Source organism: Streptomyces sp. IBSBF 3136 (genome assembly GCF_036815105.1).
Classification (GTDB): domain Bacteria; phylum Actinomycetota; class Actinomycetes; order Streptomycetales; family Streptomycetaceae; genus Streptomyces.
The window spans coordinates 22,832-40,494 of sequence record NZ_JAJSZC010000007.1; the positions used below are offsets into that span (position 1 = coordinate 22,832).

Sequence of the window (17,663 nt, forward strand, 5' to 3'; positions counted from 1 at the left end):
TCACCGACCCCTCCGGAGTCCGACGACGATGCCTTCACCACGCTGAACGCGAACTGCCACCTTGGCTGCCGTCGATCGGTCGACTTGCTCCCACGACCCCTTCCAGCCGGTAGCCGTGCCCCCGCAGGGTGGTGATCCGGGGCAGGCGGCAGGGACGGGTGAGCGCGCCGGCGGCCCGGGTCAGGCGGCGTCGCAGTCCGGCCATGGTGACGTCGAGGGTCTTGGTGGAGCCGAACCAGTTCTCGTCCCACACGTCGGCCATCAGGGTCTCACGCGACACCGCCTCGCCCGGATGCCGGCCCAGAAGGGCGAGCAGGTCGAACTCCTTGGGCCGCAGGGGAACGTCGGTGCCCTGGAGTGTGCATCTGCGTGCGGCAGGGTCGATCACAAGGTCGCCCAGCCGGATCGGGCCGGGCACGGGCGAGGAACCGGTGTGGCGGCGCAGGTGGGCGCGGAGGCGGGCGAGGAGCACGGTGAGGCTGAAGGGTTTGACGAGGTAGTCGTCGGCGCCGGCGTCGAGTCCGGCGATGATGTCGATGTCATCGGTGCGTGCGGTGAGGATGACGATCAGCAGGTCCGGGAAGCGGGTACGCAAAGTGCGGGCGATGTCGAGGCCGTCGGTGTCGGGCAGCCCGAGGTCCAGGAGCACCGCGTCGAACGGGGTGCGGGCGGCCTCGGTCAGGGCGGCGGTGCCGGTACGGCTCCAGGTGGGCGTGTAGCCGTTGCCGCGCAGACCGGTCTCCAGGTGGTGGCCGATGGTGGTGTCGTCCTCGACGACGAGGACGCGCAGGCTGCTGCGGTCCGGTGTGGCGGGGGTCCCCATGGTCGACAGCGTAGGAGGAAGCGAGGCGGTCGGCACGGTCTGCGGGCACGGGCTGTTCAGAGGTCACGCAGTTCCTCCACCGCGGGTCGGCGGGCGCCGCGGATGCCGTTGGCTGTCGCGGCCAGTACGGCGGCGACGGCGGCGGCCGCGGTGAGCGCCAGGTAGGCGACGGGGACCGCGAGGCCGGCGGGCGGTGGGTCGAAGACGCCCGTCAGGACCTTGACGAGCATCTCGGACAGGGCCCAGCCGATGAGGGCGCCTCCGGCCAGGCCACCGGCGGTCAGGAGGAGGGCCTCGGTGAGGACCATGCCGCGCAGTTGGCGTGTCCTGGCGCCGAGGACCGTGGCGATGGCGAAGGTGCGTCGGCGTTCGGCGAGTCCGAGGGCGAGGACGAGCCCGCCGCCTCCGGCGGCCAGCAGCACGGCGAAGGCGAGCTCGATACGCGTGAGGCCGGCCAGGTCGACGGAGGTGAGGCTGGTGCCGACTGTGCCGCGGGTCTGGGTGAGGTCGGTGACGGTGGCGCTCGTTCCCAGTCGCCCCCGCAGTTGTGCGGCGATCTGCTTCTGGCGGGTGCCGCCGGTGTCGAGGAGGAACGCGCCGACCGCGTCGCTGCCGGTCGCCGTGGCGATGTAGGAGGCGTTGGCGACGAAGAAGCTGTCCTTCGGGGCGGTGGGGAATTCCTTGACCACGCCGGCGTAGTGGAAGGCGACGGTGCGCAGGGCCTTGGTGCGGGCGTCCTGGATGCGCAGGTTGACGGTGTCGCCCGGGGAGAGCTGGAAGTCGTGCACGGTCTCGGCGCTGACCAGAAGATTGTCCGGGCTCTGGGCCAGCTTGCGCATGAGCCGCCCAGCGGTGCCACCGGCGAAGTAGGCGTCCTGGAGGGACGTGGCCCGCCCGATGCTGCCGGGGCGGACGCCGTAGAGGTCCTGCAGGTCGGAGCCGACGTAGGCGAAGCGGTGCTGGAGCGGCTCGACGTGCCGCACGCCGGATACCTTCAGCGTAGATCCGGCCGCGGGTGCGACGCGGGCGCCTGGTGGTTCGGTGACGGTGACGTCGGCGCCGTTGGTCAGGCGGGCGTCGACCTCGGCCTGCTGCCGGTAGGTGGCATTGAAGACGGCGGTGGAGATCGCGAAGGACACGGCGAGGGCGAGCAGCACCACCGACCGGGCCAGCGGGCGGCGGCGCCGGGACAGTGTGGCCGCGGTGGTGCCGGCGAGCGTCGCGGTCAGCGGTCGGGCCAGCCTGGCCACGGCAGGTCGGCCGTGGGCGAGCGCGAGGAGGGTGAGCCGCCACAGGAGCAGGGCAGCGCCGATCCACAGGAGGGCGGGGCCGAGGAAGGCCCAGTACGACACGGAGATGCTGGGCACGCCTTCCGGGGCGAGGACCAGGGCGTACTGGCTGCCGGAGGAGGCGCGGAAGATCAGCCAGGAGCCGACCAGGAGGGCGAAGTCCAGGCCGTAGCGCATCCACCAGGGGCTGCGACTGCCGCGGGCTCCGCTCTCCTTGCGGGTGTCGGCGACGGTCACGGTGCGCAGGTCACGCAGGGCCGGCACGAGTACGGCTCCCGCCGCCACGGCCGCCCCGAGGACGAAGGCAGCGCCGTACCAGGCGGCCCAGGTGCTCGCGCCGGCCCCGAAGGACGCGCTGCCGAAGGCGAGGCGGCCGGTCAGCGCGGCGATGCCGAGTCCGGTCAGGCCGCCGACCAGGCCGATGAGTACCGCCTCGACGCCCGCGAGCACGGTGATCTGGCGCGGGCGCAGTCCGCGCAGCCGCAGCAGCCCCTGCTCCTGCCTGCGTCGTTCGCCGCCGGCCGAGGCCACTGCGGCGGTCAGCGCAGCGGCGAGGACGGCGCCGGGGACGCCGAGGAAGAGGAAGAGGATCTGGGCGTACAGGGCGTCCTGGCGGGCGGAGTCGAGGGCGGCGCCGACGTTGTCGCCGACGAGCGCGGCACCCGTCGAGCGGGCCTCCACATTGTGGGCGGCGCGGGTGACGGCGTTGAAGGCGGCGGCCGGGTCGGAGGGCAGCCGGGTGTCGTCGCGGGCGGTGTGGATCTGGGTCGTCGTACCGGTGGCGCCCTGGGTGAGGGCGGCGAACCGGGCGGCGGGGAGCAGGACGACGTTGTCGGGGGGCGCGGTCGGCTGGGACTGGCTGGGAGCGCCGACGGTCTGGAAGAGCGAGTCGGCCTGTGGCAGGTCGACGACGCCGTCCACCCTCACCTGGCGCGCCCCGACGCCCGGCAGTTGGACGCCGATGGTGTCGCCGGGTGCGGCGTGCAGGTTGGAGGCGGTCTGCTGGGCCAGCAGGACGCCGGTGGACGAGCCGGAGAGGGTGCGAATCGCGTCCGGGAACAGACTGCGGTAGCCGTCGGGCAGGCCCAGCACCATGCCGGGACCGGTGGTCTGGGTGCTGCCCTGCACGCGGGCGGTGAAGCCGGTGCTACGGGCGTATCCGACGGGTAGGGCGGCCCGGGTGCCGGGGGTTTTGCGGACCAGGTCCAGGACTGTGTTCGGGGCGGCGCCGGGTTGTACCTGGACCTGCCAGTCGACGGCGACCGAGCGCAGGGCGCGCTGGGTCATGGTCGCCTTCGACGCGGTCAGGAAGGAGCCGAGCGCGGCGACGAGCCCGACCGCGAGCGCGATGCCGGTCAGGGCGGCCAGCAGCCGTCCGGTGCGGTGGCGGACCAGGCCGCCCGCCCACGAGCCGATCATGACACTCCCTCGGGTGCGAGAAGCCGGCCTTCGCGCATGGTGCGCCGCATGGCGAGGCGGGCGGCGACGGCCGGGTCGTGGGTGGTGACGACAAGGGCCGCGCCGGTGTGGTCGGCGGCCGTGAGCAGGGCGTCCAGGACGTGGGCTCCGGTGGCATGGTCGAGGCGGCCGGTGGGCTCGTCGGCGAGGATGAGGCGTGGAGCCTGGGCCAGAACCCGGGCCGCGGCCACCCGTTGGGCCTGGCCGCCGGAGATCTCCTCGGGCAGCCGGTCGGCCAGGTCGGCCACATCCACCAGGGCGAGCGCCGCGAGGGCTGCCTGTCGTGCCTCGCCCTCCGGCCGGTTGGCCAGGACCAAGGGCAGGGCGGTGTTCTCGACCACGTTCAGAGCCGGGATCAGGCTGTCGCCCTGGAAGACCAGGCCGATGTCGTACGGCCCCAGTGAGGAGGCCCGAATCACGGCTCCACTGGTGGGCTGCTCCAGCCCTGCGAGCAGGTGCAGGAGCGAGCTCTTTCCCGATCCGGAGGGTCCGACGACGGCGAGCCGATCGCCGGACCCGATCTCCAGGTCTGCTCCGTGCACGGCCACGACCGCCTGCGGGCCGCGGCCGAAGGTGAGCGCCGCCTTCCGGCAGGCGACGAGTGTCTCAGGCGGTGTCATCTCGGGTCTCCCGTCACTTTGCCGTCTTCGATACCGCGGGACTGCCGGCCCGTCCGTCTGCCAGTTCGACGACGCGGTCGGCGACGCGCACGGCAGCCTCGCTGTGCGTGACGATCAGCACCGCGCACCCCTGGGCGGCCCGGTCGCGCAGCAGGGCGAGAACGACCTGCTCCGTCTCACCGTCCAGTTCGCCGGTCGGTTCGTCGGCCAGCAGGACGTCGGGTGAGTTGGCGAGCGCGACGGCCAGCCCGGCTCGTGCCAGTTCGCCGCCGGAAAGTTGCCGGGGCAAAGCATGAGCACGCTCGGCGATACCCACCTGGCCGAGCAGTTGCCGCGCGGAGACGGCGGGCCTGCCCGTGTCGGCCCGTTGGGCCAGGCGGATGTTGTCCTGAATGCTCACATGGGGCAGTAGATTGCGGGTCTGGAGCAGCACCCCGATGTGCCGGGCCCGCAACCGGGCCCGCTCGGTCTCCGGCCGGTGACTGATCCGTATGCCGGCGACCCGTACCTCCCCGCCCGACGGTTCGTCGAGCCCGGCCAGACAGGCCAGAAGGGTCGATTTACCGGACCCGGACGGCCCGACCACCGCGAGCGTCTCCCCCCGCTCCACGTGCAGCGACACGCCCCGGAGCGCGAGGGTCTCCTCCTCGCCGGCCCGATAGAAGCGGTACAGCTCGCGGGCGACGAGGGCCGTCTCGGACGCCATGGCGGTCACCGCCATGCGAACGAGTCGCTGACGATCCGCCACGGATCGACGTTGTCGGCGTTGACCGGGCCGGACAGGGTCAGATCCACCTCGTGGCCGGACCGGTAGAAGGCGTAACGCTCGAACGCGTCCCGCACCACCTTTCCGGTGACCGGATCCTTCGCCGAGTCGCCCTGATAGGTGAGCAGAACGACACGACCGGCGTGCCGGGTCACCTCGGACACCTTCGGCGCCGCGAACTTGGATACCCGGGACCGCAGTTGAGGTACGACCGTGTTGGTGACCGAGCCGATCGTGGGGGCACTCGCGGCGGAGACCGCCGTGATCCTCACGGTGTTGAGCTTGTCCGTGAACACCGTCGTGTCCCTCTGGACGGTGCGGGCCCAGCCCTCGGGCACTTTCACCGCGAAGCCTGTGAAGGCACCACCGGCCGGCCGGTAGGGGACGTAGACCTGGTTGTCGGGGATGTCACCGGGCGGATTGGACTCGGTGGGCGCTGCCTGGTTCGGTGCGCTGCTCCCGCCCGTGGTGGAGGACGAGGTCACCGCCGGTGTCGGGCCGGAACCGGAGTGCGAGCCGGAGCCGGAGCAACCCGCGGTCACCGCCACCGCCAGCACCAGCCCGAAGGCCGCGCTTGTCCGTACGTGAACTGTCATGGCAGTCCCCTCCAGGAAGTCGTCGGACCGGACGGTCATGCCAGCCACGCTAGGAAGTGATCGGTTAACGCTCCGCTCAGCAAGAGTTAGACGACGGCAAAAGCCGTGCCGCCGGCCCGCCGGCCGCGTGCGGGGGCCGCATGATGAGAGCATGAGACAGCGCGTGGTGCGAGTGGCCCTCACCGCCGCCCTGGTTGCCGTCGTCCTCCTCGCCGTTCCCTTGGCCCTGGCCATCAGGTCGTCCCTGTATGCCGACCAGCGCGACACCCTGGAGCGCGCGGCCCTCGCGGGCGCGGTGCAGGTGAGCCCGGACTATGCGACCGGCGACCCGGTGGAACTGCCGTCGGCGCCCGCCGGCGGTCGTCTGGGGCTGTACGACCCCCGGCTCAGGCTGCGTGCGGGCCGCGGCCCCCAGAGCGGTGACGCCCTGACTCGCCGCGCCCTCGCCGGGCAGGTGGCCCACGGCCGCTCGGGAGGCGACCTGGTCGTCGCCGTACCCGTGTCGCACGCCGAGCAGGTGATCGGCAGCGTACGGGCCTCCTCCCCTGCCGACGCCACACGTGACCGTGTTCTCGCCGTTTGGGCCGCCTTGCTGGGCGTCACCCTGTTCGCCCTTGCCGTGGCCGTACTCGTCGCCCGCCGTCAGGCCAGAGCGCTGGCCGCACCGCTGGAGGATCTATCCCGCTGCTGCCGGGCCGTCACCGAGGGCGACCTGAACGTCCGGGCGGCCCCCAGCAGCATCGCCGAGATCGACCAGGTCGCCCGCACCCACAACGAGATGCTGCACAGCCTGTCCGAACTCCTGCGCCGCGCAAGGGATTTCACGGCGAACGCCTCTCACCAGCTGCGCACTCCGCTCACCGGCCTGCAACTGGCACTGGAGGCGGGCCTCGCCCAGGACGACGACGCCCGGCTGCGGCCTCTGCTTGCGGAGGCGCTTGCCACCACCCACCGCTTGCACCAAACGGTGGAGGAGGTGCTGCGCCTGTCCCGGTCGCAGGACTGGGCCCACGCCGTCGCCCTTGGTGTTCCGGTGGCGCGGCTGCTGCGCGAGACGGAGGAGCGGTGGCACGGCCTCTTCGCTGACGACGGCCGACGACTGGAGTACGGCACCCAGGACGTACCGCCGGACGTCCGGGTTCCCGGCGGCCCGGTGGCGGAGGTGCTCGGGATCCTGCTGGACAACGCGCGCGTGCATGGACACGGAACCGTCCGTGTAGCAGTGCGGGATCTCGACGACGCGCTCGCCTTCGACGTGAGCGACGAGGGAACCGTGCCGGGCGACCCGGCGCGGCTGTTCGATCGGGGGCACACGGGCTCCCGGCCGGGAACAGGCATCGGCCTCGCCCTCGCGCGTGACCTGACCATCTCGCTCGGTGGCCGGCTCTCCCTGACCAGCCGCGCTCCGGCCACGTTCACCCTGCTGCTTCCGGTCCGACCAGGTGACGGCGACGACCCCCTGCCGGCGCCCGAGTGAGCACGGGACTCGTACCGGCTATGGCCGGTGTTCCCTGCCCTCGTGCCGCTCGTGTCCCGCACAACCGTCGGGCATGTGCCGATGCTTCGACAGCGCGACTGCGGTGCCGGCGTGCACCGTGCACTCCACCAGACTCTGAGCGGCAGTAGTTCACGGACCGCCCCTTCTTCCTCCCGGACGGATGCGCCGGCCCGCCCTCGACGCTTTCCGCCGCTTGCAGCCGCTCGGCTGTGGCCGGTGACCACACCCCCGCCTGGCAATCTCGCCCACCTCATCCTGCCCCCAGTTCCGAAGGCTGCACGACGGCCTTTCTGAGGTCCGGCGGAAGGACCCGCACGGCTTTCGTAACGCGTCCGATCTCGTCGCTCGTCCGAGCGATCCGGTGAAACGTCGTGCGCGCCATGGTCGCTGCATGACTGACACCCCCCACCACAACGCCACGGACCCGCAGCGCGCCCCCGAGCCGACCGAGGGTCCGGCCGGTGCCACCCGCAGATCCGTCATCGCCACCCTCGGCGGCGCCACGCTCGGCGTGGCCGCCCTGGGACTCACCGCCACGCAGGCCGCGGCCGCGGCGGCCCGGAGCGCGGACCGGCCCGCTCCCCCGCTCGCCGCGGCGTGCGTCCTCACGCCCGAGCAGACCGAGGGCCCCTACTACCTGGACCTGGAGCGGGTCCGCAAGGACATCACCGAGGGCAAGGCCGGCGTTCCGCTGACCCTTCGCGTCACGGCCATAGACAGCATCACGTGCGCCGCACTGCCCAACACGGCCGTCGACATCTGGCACTGTGACGCGCTGGGGATCTATTCCGGCTACGTCGCCGGCGGATCCACCCCCGACACGACCTTCCTGCGCGGTGTGCAGCTGACCGACGCCTCCGGGGTCGCGGAGTTCACCACCGTCTACCCGGGGTGGTACGTCGGCCGGGCCCTCCACATCCACGTCAAGACGCACGCCGGCGGCACCGTCTCCAACGGGACCTATCATGGAGGCCGTGTCTCCCACACCGGCCAGCTCTACTTCCCGGAGACGTACAACACCAGGGTCGCCGCCCTGTCCCCCTACCGGAACAACACGGCCACGCGCACGCTCAACGCGAGGGACGGTATCTACCGCAACGGCGGTTCGTCGACCCTGCTGACCCTCACCCAGAAGGGCAGCGACCTGAGCAAGGGCGTGACCGGGACCGTCGTACTCGGCATCGACCCCACCGCCACACCCTGACGGTCGTCCGGGAGCGGTGGCCGGGCCCTGGGACGGTTCCGGCCGCCGCGCGCACCGCCCACTCGCCGCGCCTGGTTTCGGCGCGAGAACGTGCGGCCAGGAATCGGGGATGAGCCAGAGTCGAACGTGCGAGGTATGCGGTACGACGCTGATCACGAGGCGGCAGGGCGGCCGGCCGGCTCGGTACTGTTCCAACGCCTGCCGGCAACGGGCGCTCCGGCGGCGGACGGCAGCGCGGGACTCCGTCCGGACCCAGGGTGCCGCGTCGATTGCGGCCCCCACCACGGCACCCGCTGCGACGACCGCAGCAACCCGTGACCGCGACCTGCCGCCGGCACTCGACTCCTTCGTCGGCCGGCGGCAGGAACTGTCGGGCCTGCGCGCGCTGCTCAGGAGCACACGGCTGCTCACGCTGACCGGGGCGGGCGGTGTGGGCAAGACGCGGCTGGCGCTGGAGTTCGCCAGAGGGTTACCGAGCCGGTACGCCCGGCTCGACCTGGTGGAGCTCGACTCGCTGCGGGACGGCGCAACTCTGACGCAGTCCGTGGCCGACGCGCTGGACGTGGGCGAACGGGCGGCCCGTACCGGGGTCGACGTCCTGGTCCGGGCCATCGGTGATGCCCCCCGGCTGCTGCTTCTGGACAACTGCGAGCACCTCGCCGAGCCGTGCGCCCGGCTGGTCGTGACCCTGCTGGGCCGCTGCCCCCAGCTGCGGATCCTGGCCACGAGCCGTGAGGCATTGCGGGTGCCCGGGGAGACCGTGTTCCGGGTCGGCGAACTGTCCCTGCCGCCGGCGGACGCCGGGGACGATGTGACGACCCTGCTGCGGGCGGACGCCGTACGGCTGTTCGTGGAACGCGCCGCGCACCGCTCGCCCGGGTTCGCGCTGGACCGGAACAACGGCCGGCTGGTCGCGGAGATCTGCCGACGGCTGGACGGCCTGACCCTCGCCGTAGAACTCGCGGCCGGCCACATCGGCACCCTCGCACCGGGCGACATCCTCGCGGGCCTGGACGACCAGTTGTCCCAGCTGGACCTCCTGGCTGGTGGCAGCAGGACCGGGCCCCCGCGGCACAGCGGGCTCGCCACCGCCGTCGACTGGAGCCACCGGCTGCTGGATCCGGCGGAACAGGCCGTCTTCCGGCGCCTCGCGGTCCTCGTCGGAGGATTCGACCTGGCCGCGGCGCGCTCGGTGTGCGCGGGCGGCGGCATCGGGCCGCGAGAGGTCTTTCCCCTCCTGTGCGCGCTCGAGGCGAAATCACTGATCGTACGGCTGCCGGGGGACGCGACGCCCACCCGCTTCCGACAGCTCGGTGTCATCCGCGCCTACGCCATGGAACGTCTGCGCGCATCCGGCGAGTTGGGCCCCACCCTGCGCAGCGCCCTCACGTGGCTCCACGAGGTGGCCGAGCGCGATCGTGGGGATGTGTTCGCCGACCAGGCGAGCAGCCCGCTGACGGTGGAACGGGACAACCTCACCTCGGTGCCGGCCCACGCCACTGGCCAGGACGAGGCCGCGCGGTTACGGCTGACCCTGGAGCTGGCCCGGGTGCACTACCAGCAGGAGCAACCGTCGGCCGCGGGCGCACTGCTGACCGGACTGCTGCGGGAGCCCGGCGGTCGGGCACTGGGCGGGGAGGTGGCCGCGCTCGCCGCACGCGTGGCCGCTCAGCAGGCCGACCCGCACCGAGCACTGTCCCTGGGCGAGCGGGCGGTGAACCTGGAGCGGCGGCGTCACGTGCCCGCCGGGCTGGCCAACGCACTCGACGCCAGGGCCGCGGCGTGGCTGTGTCACGGCGAATTCGCCGAGGCCGTCACGGATCTGCGCGCGTGCCTGGACGTCGTCGTCTCGCTCGGCTCGCCCGAGGACGTCGCATGGTGCACCCAGCACCTGGCCTGGGCGCTGCTCCAGGCGGGTGGGGAGCGCGAGGCCGACGAGCTGATGGCGGATTGCCTTCCGGTACTCAGGGAGCAGGCGCCCTGGCCCCGGGCCGCGGCCGCGCTGCACACCGCGGGCGCCGTCCGGCTGGCTCTGGGGCAGCTGGAGAGCGCCGAGGCCCTCTTCGCCGAAGTGCTGCGCATCGCCCCCGGAGGGAGCTTCCACGCGCTGTACCCCGTCGAGGGCCTGGCGCTGGTGGCCGCGGAGAGCGGTGACATGCGGCGCGCCCTGCGGTTGTGCGAGGCGAGCGCGCACGCGCGACGCCGGCTGGACACCGAGCCCGAGGCGCCCTGGCGGCGCCGGATCGAGCAGGCGGCGGCCCGCGCCCGGACCCTGCTGCCGACGGCGGCGCGGGAGGCCGCGGTCGTCGGCGCTCGCGGGCTGCGCGGGGACCGGCTCGTCGCCTACGCCCTGCGGACAGGGAACCGTGAGCAGGTCCGGCAGGGGCCGGACACCATGGGGGCCGGCGGCGAGTGGTGGCGGCTGACCGCCAGGGAGTTCATGGTGGTCGAACTCGTCGCGAAGGGGCTGACCAACCGGCAGACCGCCGACGCACTCGGGCTTTCGGCGCACACGGTCGCCACACACCTGGACAGGGTGCGCGACAAGCTGGGTCTTCGCTCACGCACACAGATCGCCCTGTGGTTCGGTCGACGAGATTCGGAAGCTTCGGTTCCTTGACATCCGACACGCCGCCTTCAGGAGCTCTCCAGCCGGACAAAACCTCTGAACGACACCGCCCTGGATCTGCGGGTGGGGGATTATCTGACTGCCGTTTTCCGTTCCAATTTCCGGCCTGAGATTGTGATGATCACGTGTACTTCATACTCAGGTCGAATCTGTGTGGTGCGCAACGCAGCCATTCGCCCCAGGGCTCCGCGCGGACCGGGTCAGCTGCCCGGGTGGGAGGCCGCCCAGCCGTGTTCGAGCAATGCGAAGGCCTCGTCGGCGGCGCGGTGCGGCTCGGCGTGCCGCAGGATGAGGCCGCGGGCCTCAAGGGCGAAACGGGCCAGGGCGGCGCAGCTGACGTCGTCCTCGGGGGCGCCGACAGCCTCGGTGATGGCCCGCGCCAGGGCCGCTTCGTGGCGCGTCCACATGCGGTGGGCGTAGTCGCGCAGCGCGGGGGTCTCCTGCACCAGGCGCGTGAAGTCGGCGAACCGCGGGTCTGTGGCGTGGACGGCGAACTGGGTCTGTTTCAGCAGGAGGTGCTCGCGTAGCGCCTGTGGGATCGACTGGCCGGGGGCACGGTCGCGCACGGCGGCGACGAGTGCTGCTTCCAGGTCGTCGTCCTGGTCGAAGACCAAGGCCTCCTTGCTGGGGAAGTGCTTGAACAGGGTGGTCACCGAGACGTCGGCGGCGTCGGCGACGTCTTTGACCCCGACCTGGTCGTAGCCGCGGTCGAGGAAGAGCTTGAGTGCGGCGTCGGCCAGGGACTGGCGGGTCTGGGCCTTCTTGCGCTCGCGGCGCCCGGTCGGTTCGGTCACTCGCCCACCATACCCAAGTGTGCAGCGAATATGAAAGTTGAGTGATTGCACTTATTTGGTGAGTGTGCTTTCTTGGGGATGCCGGGCCTCCCGGCGGCTCACCCACTTTCCGAGGGACACTCCCATGAACTCTGCTCGTGACCCCCGCATCGCGATTGTCGGCGCCGGCCTCGGTGGCCTCGCCTGCGCCCGAGTCCTGCAGCAACACGGCCGCTCCGTCACCGTGTTCGAGCGCGAGGCCTCCGCCGACGCCCGCCCGCAGGGCGGCACCCTCGACCTGCATGCCGACACCGGTCAGGCCGCGCTGCGGGCGGCGGGGCTCCTCGACCGATTCCAAGCCCTCGCCCGCCCCGAAGGAGAGGAGTGGCGCGTGCTCGACTTCGCCGACGCCGCCCTCCTGGCGCATCAGGGGCCTTCCGCCGCCGGCGGCCGGCCGGAGATCGACCGCGGCCAACTGCGCGGCCTGCTCCTGGACTCGCTCACCGAGAACACGGTGCGGTGGGACCGCGCCGTCAGCGGGGCCACCCCGCTCGCGGACGGCACCTGCCGGCTGCTCTTCGGTGACGGCACCGCCGAGGACTTCGACCTGGTGGTCGGAGCCGACGGCGCCTGGTCGCGCGTCCGCCCGGCCCTGTCGCACGCCGCACCCCTCTACACCGGCGTCACCTTCGTCGAAACCGGATTCGACCACTGCGACACCCGCCATCCCGACCTCGCGCGGCTGGTCGGCAACGGATCGATGCTGGCGAAGGGCGCCGGCATGTCCCTGGTCGCCCAGCGCAACAGCAACGGCCACATCCGCGCCTACATCGCGCTCCGCGCGCCGCAGGACTGGCACGTGGCCGCCGGCATCGACCTCGGCGATCAACGGGCCGTGCGCACGCACCTGCTGGGGATGTTCGACGGGTGGGACGAGAGCCTGCGCTACATCCTGCGCAACAGCGACAACGGGTTCATCAACCGGTCCCTGTTCGTCCTGCCCGCCCCGCACACCTGGCAGCACGCTCCCGGCGTCACGCTCCTTGGCGATGCCGCGCACCTGATGCCCCCGGTCGGGCTGGGCGCCAATCTCGCCATGCTCGACGGCTCCGACCTCGCCCACGCCCTCGTCACCGAATCCAGCGTCGACGACGCCGTCCGCGCCTACGAGAGCATCATGCTGCCACGCTCGATCGAGGCCGCGATGAGCAGTGCGCACGGACTCGACCATCTCGTCCCCGCAGCGACTTTGATCATGTGATGCCGAGGGTGGCCAGCGGCCGGGCGGCGTCTCGGCCGTGTTTGCGCAAGCCGGCGCCGATGTTGTCGTAGCCGGCGAGGCGGAGGGCGCCGATAGAGAGGATGCGCAGTACGTCCATGGTCCGGGGTGCGGTCCCGGTGCGCACGCGCGAGGCGTCCTCGGCGAAGAGGGTGTCGCGGACGTGGTGGATCTTGTTTTCGATGCCCCAGTGCTCGTGGACGTGGTGCGCGATCTCGGGGTGCAGGCCTGGTCCGCCGTCAGGTCGGTGGCTGCGTAGACGCGTGTATGTCTGGTTCGTCTCGCCGCAATGGGTTCCGCTCGCCGTGGGCGTGTCGGCCATCGCGCTGTACTGCACGCGCGAGATCACGACGCGCCGGGCGGGTTCGGCAAGGGGTCCCCGAAGGCCGCCCCGTAAGTGATCTTTTACATGCGAGGTCAACCTGATTGCTTTTCCGTTATCGGGCGAGGGCGAGGTTGAAGCATGCCCGGTCCGAAACTGGGGCGCGGAAGCGCCGTCGCGCTGCGAAACTGTCCTGATGATCACCGTCCCTGCTGCTGTGCTGGATTCGTTGCACGGGCTCGCTTTCGGCGACGCCTTCGGTGACCGTTGGTTCGGCATTCTGCGCCGGGACGGTCCGACAAGCCTGGAGGCGCGGACGCTGCCCTCTGAACCGCTGTGGCGGTGGAGCGACGACACCGCCCAAGCGCTCGTTCTCGTCCGGGAACTCGCCGAGGGCGGCGGCATCGTCGACCAGGACCGCCTCGCCCTCCGCTTCGCGGCGGCCTACGCCGAGGACACGCACCGCGGCTACGGAGCCTCGATGCACGACGTGCTCCGCCGGATCGGCGCGGGCGAGCCATGGCAGGAAGTGGTCGCCGGACAGTTCGGCGGCCAGGGCTCTTGGGGCAACGGCGCAGCCATGCGCGCCGCTCCGCTCGGCGCCTGGCACTCCGCCGACCTCGATGCGGTCGCTGAACAGGCCGCCCGCCAGGGCGCGGTGTCGCACCATCACCCTGAGGCGGTCACCGGTGCGGTGGCGGTCGCCCTTGCTGCTGCGCTGGCCACCCGCAGCCAGGGCGGGAACGCCCCGGCCAGGTCGGACTTCCTTCAGGCAGTCGCCGAGCGGCTCCCCGACAGCGACGTCCGGTCGGGAATACGGATCGCCGCCCGGATGCCGGCGCACACTTCGGTCCGGCACGCCGCGGAGGTCCTGGGCTCCGGCTACCGGATGTCTGGGCCCGACACCGTCCCCTACGCCCTGTGGTGCGCGGCGGGGCACCTCGACGACCTGCACGAGGGCCTGTGGTTCACGGTTGCAGGGCGCGGCGACATCGACACCACCTGCGCTATCGCGGGCGGGGTGATCGCCGCACGCACGGGCGTCACTGCGCTCCCGCCGGCGTGGCACGCCGCCTGCGAACCGCTGCCCCCGGTCGTGACGGAGTGAGCCTCGGCGGGCGAGCAACGGTCACGGTAAGGTCCCGGATCGGCCGGCGGCCCTTACCGTGGCCGCGGTCGCCAACACGATGTCCGGTCGGCGCCGGGACGGCCCGCGCTTGCCCCGCACCGGCGGTTCCCCCGGAGTAGCAGGATCATTTCGGTTCCCAAGGCCGATCCCCGCGGGTTCGGGGAACAGGACGCCCTGGGTTGACTCGACGGTTGGATCGCCGGTAAGGATCGGTGTGAGGCGGAGCACCGTCAGGCAATGGAAGTGCAGCCGTCGGTGCCGGTACGCGCTGGTTTGATCCAGCCGGTGTGCGCTGACCCGGGCGCGACGCTGAGGGCGCCTGCACCGCGGCCGGCCTCTCTTCCCGCGGGCGCTGTCCTGGTAGACGGTCAGCAACTGCACGTCCCGGCCCAGTGCCTGTTCGTCCAGCGGTCGTGACGCCTCCAGGCGCGTCCGCGACTGGGCACCACTCGGTTCGATGGCACGGCAATCCTCGCGCGGCTGCCGGGCCAGCTCCGCCAGACGGTGCCGAATGGCCTCTAGGCCGCCGCTCGGCGCCGTACTCGCGAGTGCGGGGTCGCAGCGTCGCGAACTCGGCAACCGCACGGGCCGCGGCGGTCGGGCACGTCTTCTCCGTTCGGCGAGGTCCGGCCGCGGTGTCCGGACGCGCTGTTGCTGTTCGTGCCCGCGGTGGTTCGCCGGCCCTCGTCGGGGCTCATGCGGCCGGAGCCGGGGTACGGGTCCGCTCTGCCGGCAACGGGAAACTGCGGGGCCTCGCCGCAGAGGAAGGCGCCGGGCGCCTGGGTGAGCGTGGCCGGCGCGGTCATCACCGGGAAGAGCATGGTGTTGAGTGTCTTGACGACGCGTGTTTCGCCGGGCACCTCCTGGAGGTGCCCGGCGAGACTCGAGCTGGGGTCGATCAGGTCGGCGGGCAGTCCGTCCGGTCCGTCGAGGTGGCGTTGGAGACGTCGACGAGGAGCTTGCCGCGCAGTTCCTCGCGCAGGGCGACGAGGCGGTCCGACGGAGTGCCCGCAAGGCTTGGTCGTGGTGGATCCGCTATCGATCCGCCGTGTCACCCACCGTGCTTTCCGACACCTCTCCCTGCCGGCCGAGGAGAGCTTCACAGGCCGCGTCCGCGGTGTCGAATATCCGGCAGCTCATGCCGACCCCGGTCAGGTCGAGTACGCGTCGCACCACTGGGCTGGGCGCGGCCAGGGACACGGATCCGTTGACGTTCCGCACCTCGTTGACGGTCCGTACGATGACACGCAGCCCGGAGGAGTCCATGAACGGCACGTCCGCCAGGTCCAGCACCAGGTGACGTCGTCCGTGCACCACCTGGCCGGCCAACTGGTGCTGAAGGACGAGGTCGGTGTCAGCGTCGAGCTCTCCGCAGACGGTGATGATCGCGGCGTCGGAGCTGATCACAGCCACCTCGACACCCAGATCTGCTGGTTCATTCACAAGTTCTCCTCGGACGAGCTTCAGACGGCAGCAGCCCGGTTACCCCGTCCGGTGACGTTCATCCGCGCAGAAGTGGCGGGGTAGCGGGGTCCGGGGGGGGCGGCGAAGGCCCCGGTGCCACGCAGCCCGACCGCCCTCAGGACCCCCTGAGGGCCTTGCGTCCTCAACGGCGCAGGTGAAATGGGCTGAGGTAGCCGCGAGCCGAGGAGAAGACTGCGGCTCAGTACCAGAAGGCCTTGACGACGGCATGCCCCCGTGGAGGCAGTCCGGTTGTAGAAGGCCCGCAGATCGGTGTGGTGACTGAGGAACCAGCCCTTGACTTCAGCCTCGTCGAAGGCGTGTAAGGCAGGCGACACTTTCGGCCGGGCCGCCTTTTAACGATCGTCGAAGGGGATCGCCGTCAGGACGATACGCGCCTTCCCGGGGCCCGAACGCCTCCCAAGCGCGAGGGAAATTGACGGCCGGCACACCCGACCGGCCCGGCCGCTCGTTGCGCCACCCGGGGGCGTGACATCCGAAATGTTGCGCCCCGTCGTGGCAGGCATCACAACGCTTCGGGGGCACTGTCCTGGGCTGTGACCTTGCCTCCCGGAGAATCCGTGGCGCCGGCCGGGGCGGCAGCACGCAGCGCCGCTTCGACCCGGTGGTTGGCGGTCATGGATGCCGTGACGGCTGTCATCGCCAGGAGGAGTCCGGCGGCGGCGTAGAGCGGGGTGCGGATGTCGTAGGTGGTCGCCAGCCAGCCGCCGAGGAAGGCCCCGACGGGGGCGGCGCACATGGCCAGCATGCGGGAGGTGGAGGCGACCCGGCCCATGAGGTGGGCGGGGACGATCGCCTGCCTCAGGGAGGGCCCGAGCACCATGGTGGCGCCCATGCCGGCCCCGCAGACGGCGAGCGCCAGGCCGGCCACGTACGGGTTCGGGGCAGCGGCCAGGCCCAGGATGGCCAGCCCCTCGACGGCGGCTGTGCAGGTCAGTGCGGTGCCGGTGCCGAGTCGCCGGCCGAGGTGGGAGGCGATGCCCGAGCCGAGCAGGCCGCCGGTGGCCTCCGCGGTGAGGAGCAGGCCGAAGCCGTAGGTGCTGATGCCGAGGCGGTCGTGCGCGAAGAGGGCGAGGACGGTCTCCACAGCGAGGAAGGCGATGTTCCCGACCGCCGGGCGCAGCGCGAGGCCGAGCAGCAACCGGTCCCGCACGACGTACGCGGCCCCGGCCCGCGCCTGCCCAAGCAGCGACTCCCGGGTCTCCGGCACGGGCCGGGGCAGGGCGGGCAGCGTACGTACAAGCAGTGCGGAGAGCGCGAACGACACCGCGTCGGTGAGCAGCGGAACCGCCCTCCCGAGCGCGAGCAACGCACTGCCCGCGGGCGGTCCCGCGAAGCCGGACATGGCGGTCTGGGCGCCGCGCAGGCGGGAGTTGGCGCGCTGAAGGAGTGCGGGATCGCGGCGGAGCAGATCGGGTAGATAGGCCGTGGCGGCCGTGTCGAAGAAGATCCCGCCGAGGCCGAGCAGGAAGGCGACGGCCGCGAGCAGCCTCATGCTCAGCACGTCGAGCACGGCCGCCGTCGCGGGTATCGCGAGCAGCACCGCACGTGCCGTGTCCGCGAGACACATCGTTCGCCGGCGGTCCCAGCGGTCCACCAGCGCACCGCCGAGCACCCCGAAGAGCAGCCACGGCAGCGTTCCCGCGGCCGTGACGACGGCGAGTGCCATCGGATCGCGCGTCAGCGTCAACGCGAGCAGCGGCAGCGCGGCCTGTGTCACCCCGTCGCCGAACGAGGAGGTCGTCTGCGCGGTCCACAGCCGTCCGAACCCGGTCGGCAATTTTCTTACGGCTGC

Annotated in this window: 14 protein-coding genes and 1 pseudogene; 5 read left to right on the forward strand and 10 right to left on the reverse strand. The window is 71.9% G+C overall.

Features of this window, described 5'->3' with window-relative positions; translation table 11 throughout:
• Nucleotides 1–34: 34 nt before the first annotated feature.
• Genes V7E45_RS02755 through V7E45_RS02775 form a run of 5 tightly spaced genes read right to left on the reverse strand, consistent with a single transcriptional unit; the run spans nucleotide 35 to nucleotide 5,591 of the window.
• Nucleotides 35–823, reverse strand: coding sequence for a response regulator transcription factor (locus tag V7E45_RS02755; protein ID WP_333772424.1), 789 nt, complete (start codon nucleotides 821–823; stop codon nucleotides 35–37).
• A 56-nt stretch (nucleotides 824–879) separates the two neighbouring features.
• The gene (locus tag V7E45_RS02760; protein WP_333772425.1) at nucleotides 880–3,531 is read right to left on the reverse strand and encodes an FtsX-like permease family protein; all 2,652 of its coding nucleotides are present in this window, start codon (nucleotides 3,529–3,531) and stop codon (nucleotides 880–882) included.
• The gene (locus tag V7E45_RS02765; RefSeq protein ID WP_333772426.1) at nucleotides 3,528–4,190 is read right to left on the reverse strand and encodes an ABC transporter ATP-binding protein; all 663 of its coding nucleotides are present in this window, start codon (nucleotides 4,188–4,190) and stop codon (nucleotides 3,528–3,530) included. Before V7E45_RS02765 ends, V7E45_RS02760 begins: the two co-directional genes overlap by 4 nt.
• Nucleotides 4,191–4,203: 13 nt before the next feature.
• Complete coding sequence (locus V7E45_RS02770; RefSeq protein ID WP_333772427.1) at nucleotides 4,204–4,896, reverse strand: ABC transporter ATP-binding protein; 693 nt, start codon at nucleotides 4,894–4,896, stop codon at nucleotides 4,204–4,206.
• Nucleotides 4,897–4,901: 5 nt separating this feature from the next.
• Nucleotides 4,902–5,591 carry a hypothetical protein gene (locus V7E45_RS02775; protein ID WP_333772428.1) on the reverse strand — a complete coding sequence of 230 codons (690 nt, stop codon included), beginning with the start codon at nucleotides 5,589–5,591 and terminating at the stop codon, nucleotides 4,902–4,904.
• 112 nt (nucleotides 5,592–5,703) lie between these two features.
• On the opposite strand from V7E45_RS02775, the gene V7E45_RS02780 reads away from it, so the two are divergent.
• From V7E45_RS02780 to V7E45_RS02790, 3 genes are all read left to right on the forward strand, one after another.
• Complete coding sequence (locus V7E45_RS02780) at nucleotides 5,704–7,029, forward strand: HAMP domain-containing sensor histidine kinase (protein WP_333772429.1); 1,326 nt, start codon at nucleotides 5,704–5,706, stop codon at nucleotides 7,027–7,029.
• 412 nt (nucleotides 7,030–7,441) lie between these two features.
• Entirely contained in the window at nucleotides 7,442–8,254 is an 813-nt protein-coding gene (locus V7E45_RS02785; RefSeq protein ID WP_333772430.1) for an intradiol ring-cleavage dioxygenase, read from the forward strand.
• Between the two features lie 109 nt (nucleotides 8,255–8,363).
• Entirely contained in the window at nucleotides 8,364–10,874 is a 2,511-nt protein-coding gene (locus V7E45_RS02790; protein WP_333772431.1) for an ATP-binding protein, read from the forward strand.
• 209 nt (nucleotides 10,875–11,083) lie between these two features.
• Here the strand turns inward: V7E45_RS02790 and V7E45_RS02795 are convergent, their stop codons facing one another.
• The gene (locus tag V7E45_RS02795) at nucleotides 11,084–11,677 is read right to left on the reverse strand and encodes a TetR/AcrR family transcriptional regulator (protein WP_333772432.1); all 594 of its coding nucleotides are present in this window, start codon (nucleotides 11,675–11,677) and stop codon (nucleotides 11,084–11,086) included.
• 124 nt (nucleotides 11,678–11,801) lie between these two features.
• Between V7E45_RS02795 and V7E45_RS02800 the strand changes: the two genes are divergently transcribed.
• Nucleotides 11,802–12,917: an FAD-dependent oxidoreductase gene (locus V7E45_RS02800; RefSeq protein WP_333772433.1), complete on the forward strand. Its 1,116-nt coding sequence runs from the start codon at nucleotides 11,802–11,804 to the stop codon at nucleotides 12,915–12,917.
• Here V7E45_RS02800 and V7E45_RS02805 read toward each other — a convergent pair.
• Nucleotides 12,910–13,272, reverse strand: a complete 363-nt coding sequence (locus tag V7E45_RS02805; RefSeq protein WP_333772434.1) for a hypothetical protein — start codon at nucleotides 13,270–13,272, stop codon at nucleotides 12,910–12,912. The genes V7E45_RS02800 and V7E45_RS02805 overlap by 8 nt on opposite strands.
• 181 nt (nucleotides 13,273–13,453) lie before the next feature.
• Between V7E45_RS02805 and V7E45_RS02810 the strand changes: the two genes are divergently transcribed.
• Nucleotides 13,454–14,365: an ADP-ribosylglycohydrolase family protein gene (locus tag V7E45_RS02810; RefSeq protein WP_333772436.1), complete on the forward strand. Its 912-nt coding sequence runs from the start codon at nucleotides 13,454–13,456 to the stop codon at nucleotides 14,363–14,365.
• A 764-nt stretch (nucleotides 14,366–15,129) separates the two neighbouring features.
• Here V7E45_RS02810 and V7E45_RS02815 read toward each other — a convergent pair.
• The 3 genes and pseudogenes from V7E45_RS02815 to V7E45_RS02825 all read right to left on the reverse strand — a co-directional run.
• Nucleotides 15,130–15,431 (reverse strand): annotated as a pseudogene (locus V7E45_RS02815) (NADPH-dependent F420 reductase); the annotation flags it as partial.
• On the reverse strand, nucleotides 15,422–15,829 hold the full coding sequence (locus tag V7E45_RS02820) for an STAS domain-containing protein (protein ID WP_333772437.1): 408 nt from the start codon (nucleotides 15,827–15,829) through the stop codon (nucleotides 15,422–15,424). The pseudogene V7E45_RS02815 and the gene V7E45_RS02820, both read right to left, overlap by 10 nt.
• A 544-nt stretch (nucleotides 15,830–16,373) precedes the next feature.
• Nucleotides 16,374–17,648 carry an MFS transporter gene (locus V7E45_RS02825; protein ID WP_333772438.1) on the reverse strand — a complete coding sequence of 425 codons (1,275 nt, stop codon included), beginning with the start codon at nucleotides 17,646–17,648 and terminating at the stop codon, nucleotides 16,374–16,376.
• Between the last annotated feature and the right edge of the window lie 15 nt (nucleotides 17,649–17,663).

Bases quoted from the DNA above. Each gene is read 5' to 3' on its own strand.
- V7E45_RS02755 (WP_333772424.1), bottom strand. From the start codon at position 823: ATGGGGACCCCCGCCACACCGGACCGCAGCAGCCTGCGCGTCCTCGTC.
- V7E45_RS02760 (WP_333772425.1), bottom strand. From the start codon at position 3,531: ATGATCGGCTCGTGGGCGGGCGGCCTGGTCCGCCACCGCACCGGACGG.
- V7E45_RS02765 (WP_333772426.1), bottom strand. From the start codon at position 4,190: ATGACACCGCCTGAGACACTCGTCGCCTGCCGGAAGGCGGCGCTCACC.
- V7E45_RS02770 (WP_333772427.1), bottom strand. From the start codon at position 4,896: ATGGCGTCCGAGACGGCCCTCGTCGCCCGCGAGCTGTACCGCTTCTAT.
- V7E45_RS02775 (WP_333772428.1), bottom strand. From the start codon at position 5,591: ATGACCGTCCGGTCCGACGACTTCCTGGAGGGGACTGCCATGACAGTT.
- V7E45_RS02780 (WP_333772429.1), top strand. From the start codon at position 5,704: ATGAGACAGCGCGTGGTGCGAGTGGCCCTCACCGCCGCCCTGGTTGCC.
- V7E45_RS02785 (WP_333772430.1), top strand. From the start codon at position 7,442: ATGACTGACACCCCCCACCACAACGCCACGGACCCGCAGCGCGCCCCC.
- V7E45_RS02790 (WP_333772431.1), top strand. From the start codon at position 8,364: ATGAGCCAGAGTCGAACGTGCGAGGTATGCGGTACGACGCTGATCACG.
- V7E45_RS02800 (WP_333772433.1), top strand. From the start codon at position 11,802: ATGAACTCTGCTCGTGACCCCCGCATCGCGATTGTCGGCGCCGGCCTC.
- V7E45_RS02810 (WP_333772436.1), top strand. From the start codon at position 13,454: ATGATCACCGTCCCTGCTGCTGTGCTGGATTCGTTGCACGGGCTCGCT.